Annotated in this window: 14 protein-coding genes and 1 pseudogene; 14 read left to right on the top strand and 1 reads right to left on the bottom strand. The window is 69.9% G+C overall.

What is annotated here, in order from left to right:
- The first annotated feature begins 12 nt into the window (after nucleotides 1-12).
- The 13 genes and pseudogenes from BT364_RS19150 to BT364_RS19095 form a co-directional block, all read left to right on the top strand.
- A complete protein-coding gene (locus BT364_RS19150; RefSeq protein ID WP_072486394.1) occupies nucleotides 13-1,806 on the top strand; it encodes a nickel-dependent hydrogenase large subunit in 1,794 nt (597 codons plus the stop codon).
- Nucleotides 1,806-2,747, top strand: coding sequence for a NifU family protein (locus BT364_RS19145; protein WP_072486393.1), 942 nt, complete (start codon nucleotides 1,806-1,808; stop codon nucleotides 2,745-2,747). The genes BT364_RS19150 and BT364_RS19145 overlap by 1 nt, the downstream gene beginning before the upstream one ends.
- Nucleotides 2,744-3,397 carry a DUF5947 family protein gene (locus BT364_RS19140; RefSeq protein ID WP_256260064.1) on the top strand — a complete coding sequence of 218 codons (654 nt, stop codon included), beginning with the start codon at nucleotides 2,744-2,746 and terminating at the stop codon, nucleotides 3,395-3,397. Before BT364_RS19145 ends, BT364_RS19140 begins: the two co-directional genes overlap by 4 nt.
- Nucleotides 3,394-4,035 carry a DUF6084 family protein gene (locus tag BT364_RS19135; RefSeq protein ID WP_072486392.1) on the top strand — a complete coding sequence of 214 codons (642 nt, stop codon included), beginning with the start codon at nucleotides 3,394-3,396 and terminating at the stop codon, nucleotides 4,033-4,035. The genes BT364_RS19140 and BT364_RS19135 overlap by 4 nt, the downstream gene beginning before the upstream one ends.
- A complete protein-coding gene (locus BT364_RS19130; protein ID WP_072486391.1) occupies nucleotides 4,032-5,435 on the top strand; it encodes a hypothetical protein in 1,404 nt (467 codons plus the stop codon). The genes BT364_RS19135 and BT364_RS19130 overlap by 4 nt, the downstream gene beginning before the upstream one ends.
- Nucleotides 5,432-5,551, top strand: a complete 120-nt coding sequence (locus BT364_RS44260) for a DUF6893 family small protein (protein WP_371268615.1) — start codon at nucleotides 5,432-5,434, stop codon at nucleotides 5,549-5,551. The genes BT364_RS19130 and BT364_RS44260 overlap by 4 nt, the downstream gene beginning before the upstream one ends.
- 145 nt (nucleotides 5,552-5,696) lie before the next feature.
- Nucleotides 5,697-6,227 carry a hydrogenase maturation protease gene (locus BT364_RS19125; protein WP_072486390.1) on the top strand — a complete coding sequence of 177 codons (531 nt, stop codon included), beginning with the start codon at nucleotides 5,697-5,699 and terminating at the stop codon, nucleotides 6,225-6,227.
- Between the two features lie 2 nt (nucleotides 6,228-6,229).
- Complete coding sequence (hypF, locus tag BT364_RS19120) at nucleotides 6,230-8,782, top strand: carbamoyltransferase HypF (RefSeq protein WP_072486389.1); 2,553 nt, start codon at nucleotides 6,230-6,232, stop codon at nucleotides 8,780-8,782.
- A 57-nt stretch (nucleotides 8,783-8,839) separates the two neighbouring features.
- Nucleotides 8,840-9,136, top strand: coding sequence for a HypC/HybG/HupF family hydrogenase formation chaperone (locus BT364_RS19115; protein ID WP_072486388.1), 297 nt, complete (start codon nucleotides 8,840-8,842; stop codon nucleotides 9,134-9,136).
- Nucleotides 9,133-10,236, top strand: a complete 1,104-nt coding sequence (gene hypD, locus BT364_RS19110) for a hydrogenase formation protein HypD (protein WP_072486387.1) — start codon at nucleotides 9,133-9,135, stop codon at nucleotides 10,234-10,236. The genes BT364_RS19115 and hypD overlap by 4 nt, the downstream gene beginning before the upstream one ends.
- A gap of 8 nt (nucleotides 10,237-10,244) precedes the next feature.
- Entirely contained in the window at nucleotides 10,245-11,333 is a 1,089-nt protein-coding gene (hypE, locus tag BT364_RS19105) for a hydrogenase expression/formation protein HypE (protein WP_072486386.1), read from the top strand.
- The gene (locus tag BT364_RS19100) at nucleotides 11,334-12,083 is read left to right on the top strand and encodes a DUF6390 family protein (protein WP_072486385.1); all 750 of its coding nucleotides are present in this window, start codon (nucleotides 11,334-11,336) and stop codon (nucleotides 12,081-12,083) included.
- A gap of 182 nt (nucleotides 12,084-12,265) precedes the next feature.
- Nucleotides 12,266-12,502 (top strand): annotated as a pseudogene (locus BT364_RS19095) (transposase); the annotation flags it as partial.
- Between the two features lie 26 nt (nucleotides 12,503-12,528).
- Here BT364_RS19095 and BT364_RS19090 read toward each other — a convergent pair.
- Nucleotides 12,529-13,359, bottom strand: a complete 831-nt coding sequence (locus BT364_RS19090; protein WP_072486384.1) for a nucleotidyltransferase domain-containing protein — start codon at nucleotides 13,357-13,359, stop codon at nucleotides 12,529-12,531.
- Between the two features lie 626 nt (nucleotides 13,360-13,985).
- Between BT364_RS19090 and BT364_RS19085 the strand changes: the two genes are divergently transcribed.
- Entirely contained in the window at nucleotides 13,986-14,885 is a 900-nt protein-coding gene (locus tag BT364_RS19085) for a helix-turn-helix transcriptional regulator (protein ID WP_072486383.1), read from the top strand.
- Nucleotides 14,886-14,899: the final 14 nt, after the last annotated feature.

The raw sequence follows: 14,899 nt of genomic DNA, 5'->3' as shown, positions 1-14,899 counted from the left end.
AAGAGGCGGCCAATGACCGCGACACAGCACAGAGGTGCCGGAGGCGGCCAGGGCAAGAACGACCTGGTCGAAATGGCGTGGGATCCCATTACCCGGATCGTCGGCAGCCTGGGTATCTACACGAAGATCGACTTCAAACAGAAGGTGGTGGCCGAGTGCCACAGCACCAGCTCCATCTTCCGCGGCTATTCGGTCTTCATGAAGGGAAAGGACCCGCGGGACGCGCACTTCATCACGAGTCGCATCTGCGGAATCTGCGGTGACAACCACGCCACATGTTCCTGTTACACGCAGAACATGGCGTACGGAGTGAAGCCGCCGCACCTCGGCGAATGGATCGTGAATCTCGGCGAGGCCGCGGAGTACATGTTCGACCACAACATCTTCCAGGAGAACCTGGTCGGGGTCGACTACTGCGAGAAGATGGTCGCGGAGACCAACCCCGGGGTACTGGAACAGGCCAACCGCACCCCCTCCCCGCACGCCGACGCGCACGGGTACAGGACGATCGGCGACATCATGCGATCGCTGAACCCGTTCACCGGCGAGTTCTACCGCGAGGCGCTCCAGGTCAGCCGGATGACCCGGGAGATGTTCTGTCTGATGGAGGGCCGGCACGTCCACCCCTCCACGCTCTATCCCGGCGGGGTCGGCACCGTGGCGACCATCCAGCTGATGACGGACTACATCACCCGCCTCCAGCGGTACATCGAGTTCATGAAGAAGGTCGTGCCGATGCACGACGATCTCTTCGACTTCTTCTACGAAGCCCTGCCGGGGTACGAGCAGGTCGGCAACCGCCGCATCCTGCTGGGCTGCTGGGGATCCTTCCAGGACCCGGAGCACTGCAACTTCGAGTACAAGGACATGACCGACTGGGGTCGGAAGATGTACGTCACCCCCGGTGTCGTCGTCGACGGGAAGCTGGTCACCACCGACCTGGTGAAGATCAACCTCGGCATCCGGATCCTGCTCGGTTCGTCGTACTACAACGACTGGGACGAGCAGGAGACCTTCGTCTCCCACGACCCGCTCGGCAATCCGGTCGACCGGCGCCACCCGTGGAACCAGCACACCAACCCGCAGCCGCAGAAGCGGGACCTGGACGACAAGTACAGCTGGGTCATGTCACCCCGGTGGTTCGACGGCAAGGACTACCTGGCGCTCGACACGGGCGGCGGGCCGCTCGCGCGGCTGTGGACCACCGCGCTGGCCGGTCTGGTCGACATCGGCTACGTCCGGGCCACCGGCCACAGCGTGAAGATCAACCTCCCCAAGACCGCCCTCAAGGGGCCGGTGGAGCTGGAGTGGCACGTCCCGAAGTGGAGCAACACCATCGAACGCAACCGGGCTCGCAGCTACTTCCAGGCCTACGCGGCCGCCTGCGCGCTTCACTTCGCGGAGAAGGCGCTCGGGGAGATCCGCTCGGGGAACACCAAGACCTGGGAGAAGTTCGAGGTGCCCGAGGAGGGCGTGGGCTGCGGGTTCACCGAGGCGGTCCGCGGTGTCCTCTCCCATCACATGGTGATCCGGGACGGCAAGATCGCCAACTACCACCCGTACCCGCCGACTCCGTGGAACGCCAGCCCCCGCGACACCTACGGCACGCCCGGCCCCTACGAGGACGCCGTGCAGGGCCAGCCGATCTTCGAGGAGAACGACCGGGAGCACTTCAAGGGCATCGACATCATGCGCACGGTGCGCAGCTTCGACCCCTGTCTGCCCTGCGGAGTGCACATGTATCTCGGCGAGGGCAAGAAGCTGGAACTCCTGCACTCCCCCACCCAGTCCGCGGGCAGTGAGTGATGGCGCGGGAGGAGTCCCCGGCCACGCCCGACTGGCGGACGACCGGTGAACGCATCGACACCCTGATCGCCGCCAGCAGCTCGGGCGGCGCGGTCGCCCGCGAGCGCAGCGAGGAACTGGTCCGGCTCGTCGCCGACTTCTACGGTGCCGGGCTGGAACGGCTGCTCGGCCTTGTGCACGAGCGGGGGCGGCTGGACGACGACGTCCTGGCCGCCCTGGCCGACGACGAGCTGGTGGCCGGCGTCCTGCTGGTGCACGGGCTGCATCCGTACGGCGTGGAGACCCGGGTCGAGCGGGCGCTGGAGAGCGTACGACCGTATCTGGGGTCGCACGGCGGTGATGTGGAGCTGCTCGCCGTCACCGACGAGGGCACCGTCCGGTTGAGGCTGCTGGGCAGTTGTGACGGCTGCCCGTCGTCCTCGGTCACGCTCAAGCTGGCCGTGCAGGGTGCTGTGGAGGCGGCGGCGCCGGAGATCACCTCCATCGAGGTCGAGACCGCGGCCGACGAGGACGCCGGGGCGGCGGGGCCGCTGGTACCGGTGGACTCGCTGTTCGCCCGGCTGCACGCGGAGTCCGGGACGGCCGGCGACGGCGCGTCGTGGGAGGTCGTGCCGGAGCTGTCGGGGCTGGAGTCCGGCGCCGTGGCCCGGTTCGGTGTCGGCACGATGCGGGTGGTGGCCTGCCGGGTCGGCACGGACCTCTTCGCCTTCGAGGACCGGTGCGCGCGTTGCGAGCGGCCGTTCGAGGGTGCCGCGCTGGCACGGCGGCTGGGCGGTCGGTCCGGGGACGCGGTCCTGCGCTGCGCCGGGTGCCGTGCGCACTACGACGTGCGGCGGGCCGGGGTCTGCCTCGACGGGGACAGCGCGCACCTGACCCCGCTGCCCCTGCTGTCGGACGGTGCCGCGGTCTCGGTGTCGGTCCCCGCGGCGGTGGCACCGTGATCGCCGCCGGCCGTTCCGCCTCGCCGGCCTCCACCCTGTTGCGGCTCATGCGCGACCGGCCGAGGCCGCCCGCCGGTGAGCGCTGCGAGATGTGCGCGGAACCGATCGGCGAGAGCCACCCCCATGTGGTGAACCTCGACAGCCGCGCCCTGATGTGCGGCTGCCGGGCCTGCTATCTGCTGTTCACCGACGAGAAGGCGGAACTGCGCTACCGGGCGGTCCCGGAGCGCTATCTGCACTTCGCCGGGCTGACCGTGGACGGGCGCGCCTGGGACGAGTTGCAGATTCCCGTGGGGCTCGCCTTCCTGTTCCGCAACTCCGTCCAGGACCGGATGGTTGCGTTCTACCCCGGGCCCGCCGGGGCCACCGAGTCGGAGCTGCCGCTGGACGCCTGGGCGGCCGTCGTCGAGTCGAGCCCGGAGCTCGCCGTGCTGCGTCCGGACGTGGAGGCGCTGCTGATCCGGCGTACGGCACAGAGCGATGGTTCGTGCCATCTGGTGCCGATCGACGCCTGTTACGAGCTGGTGGGGCAACTGCGTTCGCTGTGGCGCGGGTTCGACGGTGGCCCCGAGGTCCGTGCCGCGTTGGACGGCTTCTTCGCGCGGGTGGCGGAGCGCAGCCGGCCCGCCGCGGGGATCGGGGCGCCGTGAACGACTTCGCGTTCTCCGTGCTCGACGTCGTCGCCGAGCCGTACGCGGCCGCTCCGCAGCTGACCGCGCGGCTGCGGATCGAGGAGCGGACGGGCCGGCGGATCCACGCCATCGCGCTGCACTGTCAGGTCCGCATCGAACCGCAGCGGCGCCACTACGACGAGGCCGAACAGAGCGGCCTGGTGGCGCTGTTCGGCGGCCGGGACCGCTGGACGGACACCCTGAAGCCGTTCCAGTGGATGAGCTGCGACACCACCGTGCAGGGGTTCAGCGGTGCGACCGAGGTCGATCTCGCCCTGCCCTGCACCTACGACTTCGACGTGATCGGTTCCCGCTATCTGCACGCCCTGGGCGAGGGTTCGGTGCCCCTCGCCCTGATGTTCTCCGGCACGGTCTTCACTCGCGGCAGCAAGGGCTTCGGGGTCGAGCAGGTGCCGTGGGACTGCGAGGCCCGGCACCCGATGCCGGTCGAGGTGTGGCGACGCATGGTGGCGGCGCACTACCCGAACACCGGCTGGATCCGGCTTGACCACGAGGTGCTGGCGCGCTTCGCGGACTTCCGGGCCCGGCGCGGGCTGATCAGCTGGGACGAGACGGTCCAGGCCCTCCTGGCCGAGCACGACGAGGTGGTCCTGTGACTCTTGACCAGGTGCGTTCGATCGCCGACGCCGTCCTGTACGAGGGGTACCTCCTTTACCCGTACCGGGCGAGCTCGCGCAAGAACCGGTCGCGCTGGCAGTTCGGGGTCCTCGGTCCGCCGCACGCCACGGCGGCGAGTTTCGGCGAGGAGCCGGAGATGGAGATGCAGTGCCTGCTGGCGCCGCACGACGGGCCGGCGGCCGTCACCTTGCATCTGCGCTTCCTCCAGCTCCAGGTCCGCGAGGTGCGCAGCACGGGCGAGGACGGGGTGGACGTACCGGTCGAGCAGCTCATCGTCGACGGGGTGCCGGTGATGTCCTGGGACGAGGCCGTCGAACGGGAAGTCGTCCTGACCGCCCTTCCGTTGGGGGAGGTGGCGGACGCCGTCCACGAGGTCCCGGGCGGCGAGGACACCGAGCCGGTGACCGACGCGCGGGGCGTGGTGGTGGGCCGGATCGTGCGACGGCGGCTGCCGTTGGCGGTCCGGGTCCGCGTGCGGGCCGTCGTCGACGACGGGTATGTGCGCCTCTCGGTGACGGTGCGCAACGAGCATCCGGAGCCCGCGGCCACCAAGGACGCCGCGATCCGGTCCTCGCTGATCGGCGCGCATCTGCTGCTGCGGGCCCACGACGCCGGGTTCGTCTCGCTGCTCGAACCGCCCGCCGGGGCGGCAGCGGCCGCCGGCCGTTGCCGGCAGCGCAGGTGCTGGCCCGTGCTGGCCGGGCCGAAGGGGACGACGGACACCCTGCTCGGTGCGCCGATCATCCTGTACGACCACCCGGAGGTCGCCGAGCAGAGCCCCGGCGCCCTGTTCGACTCGACCGAGATCGACGAGATCCTGACGCTCCGCGTGATGACCATGACGGAGGAGGAGAAGGCGGAGGCCAGGGCCACCGACTCCCGGGCCCGGGAGATCATCGACCGGTGCGACGGCATGTCGCCCGCCGACCTCCAGCGGCTGCACGGCCTGCTGCGCGACCCGCACCCGCCGTCGCCCGCGGCTCCCGTGGGCCCGGCGGCCGGCGTCCGGGAGGTGGAGCCCGCCGCCTTCGACACCGCGGGCGCCCCCTGGTGGGACCCGGCGTCCGACGCCTCGGTACGGCCCGGGAGCGACGTGGTCGTGATCGACGGGGTCCGGGTGGCCAAGGGCAGCCTGGTCCGCGTCCACCCCTCCCGGCGGGCAGACGCGCAGGATCTTTTCTTCGCCGGCCAGGTGGCCCGGGTGACCGCGGTCCTCTCGGACGTGGACGGTGGTACGCACATCGCCCTGGTCCTCGTCGACGACCCCGCTTCGGACCTGCACGACTGGTACGGCCGCTACTTCTACTTCGCGCCCGACGAGCTGACACCCCTGAGCGTCGAGGAGACGGCGCAGCACCGAGAGGAGAACCGATCGTGAAGACCCTGGGCATCATCACCGCCGGAGCGGCCGCGGCCGTGGCGGTCGTCGCCGTGGCGGTCGGGATCAAGTCGATCCCCGACATCCGCCGCTATCTGCGCATCCGTTCGATGTGAATCCCGATCCGAGTGAAGCGAGCAGGGAGCGCCCCATGGCGGACACACCGGAGAAGAACAGCGGCGTCGAGGAGGAGGAGCCGGAGGAGGAACGGGGCCCGAAGGGAATCGCCCGACCTCCGGCCGGGGGGCGGCTGAGCCGAGGATGACGAAGGAACCCGACACGGCCGGACGGGTGCTGGTCGCGGGCATCGGCAATCTGTTTCTCGGCGACGACGGCTTCGGCCCGGAGGTGGTGCGCCGGCTCGCCCGCGACGGCGGGATGCCCCCGCGGGTCCGGGTGGTGGACTACGGCATCCGCGGCATGCATCTCGCGTACGACCTGCTCGACGGGTACGACGCGCTCGTTCTGGTCGACGCGTACCCGGGGGGCGGCGCCCCCGGGGAGGTGACGGTGCTCCGCATCGGTGTGGAGGACCTCGGTTCGGGTGAATTCGACGCACATGGCATGAATCCGGTTGCTGTCCTGGCAAATCTGGATCAACTGGGCGGTACGCTTCCGCTCACCTACCTCGTCGGCTGCACACCAGCCGGAGTCGAGGAGGGCATCGGGCTCAGCGAAGCCGTCGACAGAGTGGTGCCCGAGGCGATGCGGGCAGTGCACACCCTGGTCCGTCAGCTCGTGCCGTCCGTACCGACCGCGTCCGTGAACAGCACCGAACCCCGGAGATCCTGATCATGTGCCTAGGCATTCCTGGCCGCGTCGTGGAGATCGTGGACGGGTATGCGGGCCAGCTGGCTCTGGTGGACGTGGAGGGCGCCAGGCGCCGCGTCAACATCGGCATGCTCGACGAGACGCCCGGTCGCGACGACTGGGTACTTCTCCACATGGGCTTCGCCGTCGAGCTCATCGACCGGGCGAAGGCCCGGGAGGCCCTGTCGGGACTGGAGATGATGGGCCGCGGCCGGGAGCAGCGGGTCCGGCGCAGATTCGAGGTGCGCGGCGTCGTGCAGGGCGTGGGCTTCCGCCCCTTCGTCTACGTCACCGCCTCGGAGCTGCTGCTCACGGGCTCGGTGACGAACACCGGCGACGGGGTGCTCGCCGAGGTCGAGGGAACGGCCGGCGCCGTGGAGGAGTTCGGCCGCCGTCTGCGCTCCGACGCCCCTCCGCTCGCGGTCGTCGAGGACGTGCGTACGAGCGAACAGCCGACCCGCGGCGGCACGGGCTTCACCATCGAGCGGTCCGGCGCGTCCGACCGGGCCAGGACGCTGGTCTCACCCGACATCGCCACCTGCCGGGACTGCCTGGACGAGCTGGGCGATCCATCGAACCGGCGCTACCGCCACCCGTTCATCACGTGCACGCACTGCGGTCCCCGGTTCACGATCGTCACCGGCCTTCCGTACGACCGCGCCGCCACCACGATGGCGGACTTCGAGATGTGCGGGGCCTGCCGGGCGGAGTACGAGGACCCGCGCGACCGGCGTTTCCACGCCCAGCCGATCGCCTGTCCCGACTGCGGACCACGGCTCGAACTCGTCGGCAAGCAGGGCGTGGTCCCCTCGCACGACGCGGACGCGCTGCGGACCGCGCGGAAGCTGCTCGCCGAGGGCGGGATCATCGCGGTCAAGGGCCTCGGCGGCTACCACCTGGTGTGCGACGCCCGCGACGACGCGGCCGTGGCGGAGCTGCGCCGGCGCAAGCAGCGCGGTGGCAAACCGTTCGCGGTGATGGTGCCGGACCCCGACGTCGCGCGTGAGCTGGTTACTCTCACGCCGGACGAGGAGGAGCTCCTGAGCGGTGGGCGCCGGCCGATCGTCCTCCTCCCCCGTCACGCTGCCCGGCCCGGGGCGGGGGTGTCCGACGCCGTGGCGCCCGGCAGCCCGCACCTCGGACTGCTGCTGCCGTACACCCCGTTGCACGTCCTGCTCTTCGGGATCGGTGACGACCCGCCGGGCCCGGACGCGCTCGTCATGACGTCGGCCAATCTGTCGGGCGAGCCGATCGTCACCGACGACGGCGGCGCGCTGACCGTCCTGGCACCGCTGGTCGATGCCTGGCTACGGCACGACCGGCGCATCCATGTGCCGTGCGACGACTCGGTCAGCCGCTGGGCCGCCGGTGCCGAGCTGCCGCTGCGCCGCTCGCGCGGCTACGCCCCGCTGCCGATCGCGCTGCCCTTCGACGTGCCCCCGACGCTCGCCGTGGGCGCCGACCTGAAGAACACCTGTGCGCTGGCCGAGGGCCGCTACGCCTGGCTGAGCCAGCACATCGGCGACATGGACGACCTGTCCACGGTCGACGCCCTGACCCGGACCGAGAAGCATCTGGAGGACCTCACCGGGGTGGCGCCGACCCGGCTGGTGGCCGACCGCCACCCCGGCTACCACTCCGGCGAATGGGCTCGCGCCCATGCGGCCGGGCGGCCGGTCCGCACCGTGCAGCACCACCACGCGCACATCGCGTCCGTGATGGCGGAGCACGGCCTGGGCGCGGACGAGCGCGTGATCGGCATCGCCTTCGACGGCACCGGCCACGGCGCCGACGGGGCGGCCTGGGGCGGCGAGGTCCTGGTGGCCGGCTACGCATCGTTCAGCAGGGCCGCGCACCTGGGTTGCGTACCGCTGGCCGGGGGCGACGCGAGTGTGCTGCGGCCGTACCGGATGGCCCTCGCACATCTGCACGCGGCCGGCATCCCCTGGGACGAGGACATGCCCGCGGTCCGTGCCTGCCCGCCCGCCGAACGCGACGTGCTGGCCCATCAGTTCGCGACCGGATTCGGCTGCGTGCCCACGTCGGGCATGGGGCGGCTCTTCGACGCGGTCGCGTCCCTGGCCGGCGTCCGGCACGTGGTGGCGTACGAGGCGGAGGCGGCCATGGAGCTGGAAGGGCTGGCCCGTACCGCGGCAGCCGGCCTCGCGGCACCGGAGGACGGCTACCGCTTCGGCATCCGGCCCGGAAAGAGGGAGGAACCCGTCGTCGCGGATCCGGGCCCGGTCGTCCGGGCCGTGGTGTCCGACGTACGGGACGGCGTTCCGGCCGGGCTGATCGCCGTGCGTTTCCACGCCGCCGTCGCCGCTCTGGCCGCCCGCCTCGCGGACCTCTCCCGCACGCGCACCGGCCTCTCCACCGTGGCGCTGGGCGGCGGTGTCTTCCAGAACGCCGTACTGCTCGAAGCGACGCAACGCGGCCTGACCGAGCGGGGTTTCACCGTCCTGCGACCGCGCCTGCTCCCCCCGAACGACGGCGGGATCGCCCTCGGCCAGCTCATGATCGCCGCATCGGGCTGACGCCGCTGTACCGCCGTACCGCCGTACTTCAAGAGGGATCCACAGAGGAGAGGGACCATGTGTCTGGCTGTTCCGGGGCGTGTCCTCAGTACCGCCGAAGTCGACGGCACCGTGATGGCCGAGGTCGATTTCGGCGGGGTGCACAAGGAGGTGTGCCTCCAGTACATCCCCGATGTGACCGTCGGTGAATACGTCATCGTGCACGTCGGATTCGCCATCCAGCGCCTCGACGAACGGTCGGCCCTGGACACCCTTGCCGACTTCGAACGGCTCGGCATCCTGGCCGAGGAGTTCGGAGACGGCTTCGAACGCGCAGCCCAGCAGGGTGCGTCTCCCGAAGGAGTCGGCCGGTGAAGTACTTCGACGAGTTCAGTGACCCCGATGTCGCGAAGAAGCTGATCGACCAGATCCACGCGGCCACCACGCAGAAGTGGGCGCTGATGGAGGTCTGCGGCGGCCAGACCCACTCGATCATCCGGCATGGCATCGACCAACTGCTGCCGGACGGTGTGGAGATGATCCACGGACCGGGATGCCCCGTCTGCGTCACCCCGCTGGAGACCATCGACCGGGCGCTGGCGATCGCCGCAAGCCCCGGCGTCATCTTCTGCTCGTTCGGCGACATGCTGCGCGTGCCCGGCAGCAGCCAGGACCTGTTCTCCGTGAAGAGCGCCGGCGGCGACGTACGCGTGGTGTACTCGCCCCTCGACGCGCTGAAGCTCGCCCGGGAGAACCCTGACCGCGAAGTCGTCTTCTTCGGGATCGGGTTCGAGACCACCGCCCCCGCCAACGCCATGACGGTGTATCAGGCCCGGCGGCTCGGGGTGCGGAACTTCTCCCTGCTGGTGTCCCATGTGCTGGTACCGCCCGCGATCGCCGCGATCATGGATTCCTCGACGTGCCGGGTGCAGGCGTTCCTCGCCGCAGGCCATGTGTGCAGCGTGATGGGGACGGCCGAGTACCCGCCGCTGGCCCAGAAGTACAAGGTACCGATCGTGGTCACCGGCTTCGAGCCGCTGGACATCCTCGAAGGGGTCCGCCGGACCGTCGTCCAGCTGGAGGCGGGCCGGTACGAGGTGGAGAACGCCTACCCCAGGGCCGTACACGACGAGGGCAATGTGCCCGCCATGGAGATGCTCGCCGATGTCTTCGAGGTGACCGACCGGACCTGGCGCGGCATCGGGGCGATTCCGCGCAGCGGCTGGCGGCTCTCCGAGAAGTACCGGGCGTTCGACGCGGAGCAGCGGTTCGACGTGACGGACATCCACACCGCCGAGTCGTCGCTCTGCCGCTCGGGCGAGGTCCTCCAGGGGCTGATCAAACCGCACCTGTGCGAGGCGTTCGGCAAGGAGTGCACGCCGAGGAACCCGCTCGGCGCGACCATGGTGTCGTCCGAGGGCGCGTGCGCCGCGTACTACACCCACCGCCGCCTGGAACTGGTCGATGCGAAGTGACTGACGCGATGCAAGACGTGACCGCCGTGGTGAACGATGTGTCCGACCTCGACTTCGAGGGGTGGGCCTGCCCGGTACCGCTGCGGGACATCCCGTCCGTCGTCATGGGCCACGGGGGCGGCGGTGCGATGTCCGGTGAGCTGATCGAGCACCTGTTCCTGCCCGCGTACGGTGCCGCGGCCGCCGCCGAGCTCGGTGACTCGGCCGTCCTGACGGTCGGCTCCGGCACCCGTCTCGCCTTCTCCACGGACTCGTTCGTGGTGAAGCCGATGTTCTTCCCCGGCGGGTCGATCGGTGACCTGGCGGTGAACGGCACGGTCAACGACCTGGCCATGTCGGGTGCGACACCCCTGTTCCTGTCCACCGCCTTCATCCTCGCGGAGGGCACCGCGCTGAGCGACCTCGGCCGGATCGCACAGGCCGTGGGCCGAGCCGCCGAGGACGCCGGCGTACGCCTGGTCACCGGCGACACGAAGGTCGTGGAGCACGGCAGTGGTGACGGCGTCTACCTCAACACCTCGGGCATCGGCGTGATCCCTCCGGGTGTCGACATCCACGCGCGCCGGGCGCTCCCCGGCGACGCCGTGCTCGTCAGCGGCGACATCGGCGTGCACGGTGTGGCCGTGATGAGCTGCCGGGAGGGCCTCGAGTTCGGAACGACGGTGGAGAGCGACACCGCCGCGCTGCACGGACTGGTCGCCGCCATGCTGGCCACCGGTACCGGCCTCCATGTGCTCCGGGACCCCACGCGCGGGGGCGTCTCGGCCTCGCTGAACGAGATCGCCCGCGCCTCGGACGTGGGCATCGAACTGGTCGAGCGGCTGCTTCCCGTACCGCCCGCGGTGCGCGACGCGTGCAGCCTGCTCGGGCTCGACCCGCTCCAAGTGGCCAACGAAGGAAAACTGATCGCGATCGTCCCGGCCGAGGACGCGGACCGGGTGCTGGCCGCCATGCAGGCCCATCCCCTGGGCCGGTCCGCCTGCCGGATCGGCAGCTGCGTTCCGGAACACGCCGGGATGGTCGTGGCGAAAACGGGGCTGGGCGGGAGCCGGGTGATCGGGCTGCCGATCGGCGAACAACTACCGAGGATCTGCTGAGTGAGTGCCGAGGGCGCCCTGCTGTTCGCGCGATACGCCTACCCGCCCAACGAGCTCGGCTACTGCGGCCCCGCCGACGCGGCGGCCCTCCTGCGCCGTGACGCGACCGCCGAGATCGAGCGGCGCGCCCGGCAGTTCGAGGGGGCCTGGTGCTATCTCCAGTTCCTCGCGGAGACGGCCGGGCTGGCGGACCCGCTCGACGTGCGGGTGGTCGAGGCGTACTGGATCGGCAACGAACTGCTGGACCGGGCCGATCCCGCCGCTCTGGTGGAGCGCATGACCGACCGGTTCCGGGGTCAGCGCGGTGGCACCTGGCGCGACGCCGGGCGGCGCGCCCTGGCCCATCACAGCTTCCAGGTGTTCGAGGTGTATCCCTGGGCCCCGATGCTGCGGTCGATGGGCCGTCCGACCGCCCTGTCCGTGCTCGACCAGTGCCGCGTCCGTACCGGAGTGGTCGTGGCCGCCGACAGAGACATCGCGACCGTTCGGTCACGCCCGCTGTGCTGGGACGGCGCGGGGCTGGCCGACGGCGCGTGGCGGGAGGAGACCGTACGCTGCTCGGCCGGTGGACTGACACTGCTCGACGGGCTTTCCGCCGGCGACCGGGTGGCGCTGCACTGGGACTGGGTGTGCGATGTGATCAGCGACGAACAGGCCCGGCGCATCGAATTCCTCGAGGAGCGCCGACGCACCGACTTGGGCCTCTCGTCCTGCGGACCGGACACCGGCATCCACGGCACTCCGGGCTGATGCCCGACGGCGGCGAAGCCGCAGCAGCCCGATCCGCTCCAGCAGCAGGTGGACGCGATCCACGACACCGGGGCCGTCGGTGTGTCCACCGAGGTGACGTCACCGGACACACGTGACAGTGCGTGCGCCGGGACGGCCGAGGTGGGCACCGGGAGGCCCATGCCGCAGAACGGCAGGTTCCGGATCGCCACCGACTCAACCGTGGCGGTGACCGCCAGGCCAACCGCGCACTGCACACAATTGCGCTGGTCCGCGTGCGTCACGACCCGCGCACCCACGACTACGTCGCACGACGCACCCACGAAGGACTCAAGACGAAGGGCATCTTCAGATGCCTCAAGCGCTTCGTCGCGCGAGAGGTATACCGCCACCTCACGAGCGCATCCAGCGGCACGCTATCGGCATCTCCGGCAGCTTGACGATCCATAGGAGCTTCAGAGTCAAGTCAGCCGCCCGCGCCGAGTCGCACGCAGATGCGGGCGAGGTCGAGCGAACGCTCCAGGTCCCCGCGGCTCCACGTCCTTGTGACGTCCGCTCCCCTGCGGGCGTCGAGCACCTGCGTGAGGTGCGGCCGGAACTCCGGAAACCTGTCGGCGGCCAGCTCGCCGCCCTCCGACTTCGAGACGATGCGCCCGGTGAGGACCGTCGCCAGCAGGCGAGCCGGCCCCAGGGACATCCACTCGACCTCGAACGTGGACACCGGGTGGGCCGCTTCGTTGTGCAGGTAGATCTGTTCGGACAGGGTGATCCTGTTGCGCCAGTACTGGTCGAGATTGGCGCGGGAGAACCTGATCGCCCCGTCGCGCGCGGTCTCCTCCTCGATCGGCATCCCGGCGCTCCTCGGATCCACCGCCGTCATCGCCCCGTCCTCGGCGAGGGGGACACGGACACCGGACTGGACGATGTTGAGCCAGGTCGCCCAGTTCATCGGTCCGTCCGTCGACTCGGGATGCAGGGTTCCGGCGACCGACGCCACGACGGACCGGAGGGTGTCAGGGCCCTTGGCCAGACCGTCTCTTGTCACGTACATCGCATCGATCGTGTGACCGTATTCGTGCTTGGAGTTCTCATGCAGCGGCGAGACGGCGTCGCGTGCCCGTGAATCCAGTCCCCTCGCCACCACGCAGACGAGGTCGATGTCGCTGTTCGCCCGCCAGTCGCCGAGCGACGCGGATCCCACCACCACGACATCACGGAGAGTGTCTCCCAGGGCGTCGGCCAGTCGATTCGTGAAACGCCGTGCGAGAATCCACGGTTCCTGGTCGGGATCGATCACGCATGGAGAAGTCAACTCGGCGCCTTTCTTCGTACTTTTCGTCGTGTGTGCATGGCGTCCACCGAAGCCGACGCCATGCCGCTGTGGCGGGCAGGACCTTACCCACGCTCGGGCTCGCCCCCTCTTCCGGTTGGCCGATATTGAGCCATTCCCGCGTCATTCTCCGAAACTATTGCCCCGGCCCGGAAACCGGGCAACACCCTGGCTGATCCGATCCGGTGGTTTCGCGTGAATCAATGGCGCGGCGGGCGGCCGTGTGCCTTCCGGTTGCCGTGAACAGCTCGGCGCGCGCGGTCAATTGATTGGTCGCGCTCTATCAATGACAGTGATATTTCACCAGCGACAGTATGTGACGGACTGCTCTTGGAGAAGGAATGCCCGCACGCGCCATGAGACCGGTCACGGTGACGGCCGAAAGCCTGAGTGGAGCACCGCGGCGGGACCACGAACCGAGTATTCGCTAGAACGGGAGTTTGGAAATGCGGCGCAGCGGTGAGATGGTGCCGTTGGGTGGTTCCGTCCGGCGGGGAGACCGATGGACGGCCGAAGGGACTGTGCGCGGGCCGGCGGCGGGGAGCGCCGGTGAACTCAGACACCAGGACCCGACTCTCCGTGGCGTTCGTCCGATGCTGCAGACCACTGAACTGGGCAGTGTCACGGCACACCGGATCACATTCCGAACGGCCGGTTCCGCTCCCCATGTGCTGGAGTCCGATCCCGGGCGGCATGCCCTCGTTCTCAGTTCGCTCGGCGAGATCAAAGTGGCGCGAGCCGGGCGCGAACTCATCGTTCGGGACGCAGCGGTGGCGCTGTGCGACACCCGACTTCCCCTGGGCATCAGCCCGACGCCGGGGAACCGGACGGCCGAGGCGGTCGTGATGGTCTTCCCGGGCTCCGCGATGCCGACGGTTCCACCGGACGTCTGCGCGCCGCAGCACAAGGTCCGCGACGCGGCCGGTTCCGGGCCGCTGCTCCGTTCGTTCCTGGTCGAGGCGGCAGGCCGGGCGACCGGGCTGGGTGCGCCCGAGGTGGCCCGGTTCGGTGATGCCGCCCTGCACCTGGCCGCGGCGGTGCTGGAACGGCACTTCGTCGACGCCGGCGAAGTGTGCCCGCGGACCCAGCAGTACGAGTTGATAACGCGCATCCGCGGATTCATCGACCGCAATCTCGGCGACTGCGGCCTCACGCCGAGCCTGGTCGCCTCGGCGCATCACATCTCCATTCGCTATCTGCAACGGCTGTTCAAGACAGCGGGCAGCACACCATCGGACTGGATTCGGCAGCGAAGGCTGGAGAACAGCCGACGTGAACTCTGCGACGCGCGGCTGCGATCGGTTTCGGTCTGCGAGATCGGCCTGCGCAACGGTTTTACCCAACCCTCCGACTTCAGCCGGGTATTCCGTGCCAAGTACGGCGTACCACCGGGCAGGTTTCGCGACGACTGGTTCCGGCGGGACGCGATCGGCCAATCAGGTGGTCGCGTCACGGCAATGACAGATCCTGCGGTGGTCAGAAAAATCAAGTAGAGGCAGGAAAGCGA

It is taken from the genome of Streptomyces atratus, from assembly GCF_900119365.1.
Taxonomy (GTDB): Bacteria; Actinomycetota; Actinomycetes; order Streptomycetales; family Streptomycetaceae; genus Streptomyces; species Streptomyces atratus_B.
Note: the sequence above shows the minus strand (reverse complement) of the source record. Positions and strands in the feature narration are given on the sequence as shown.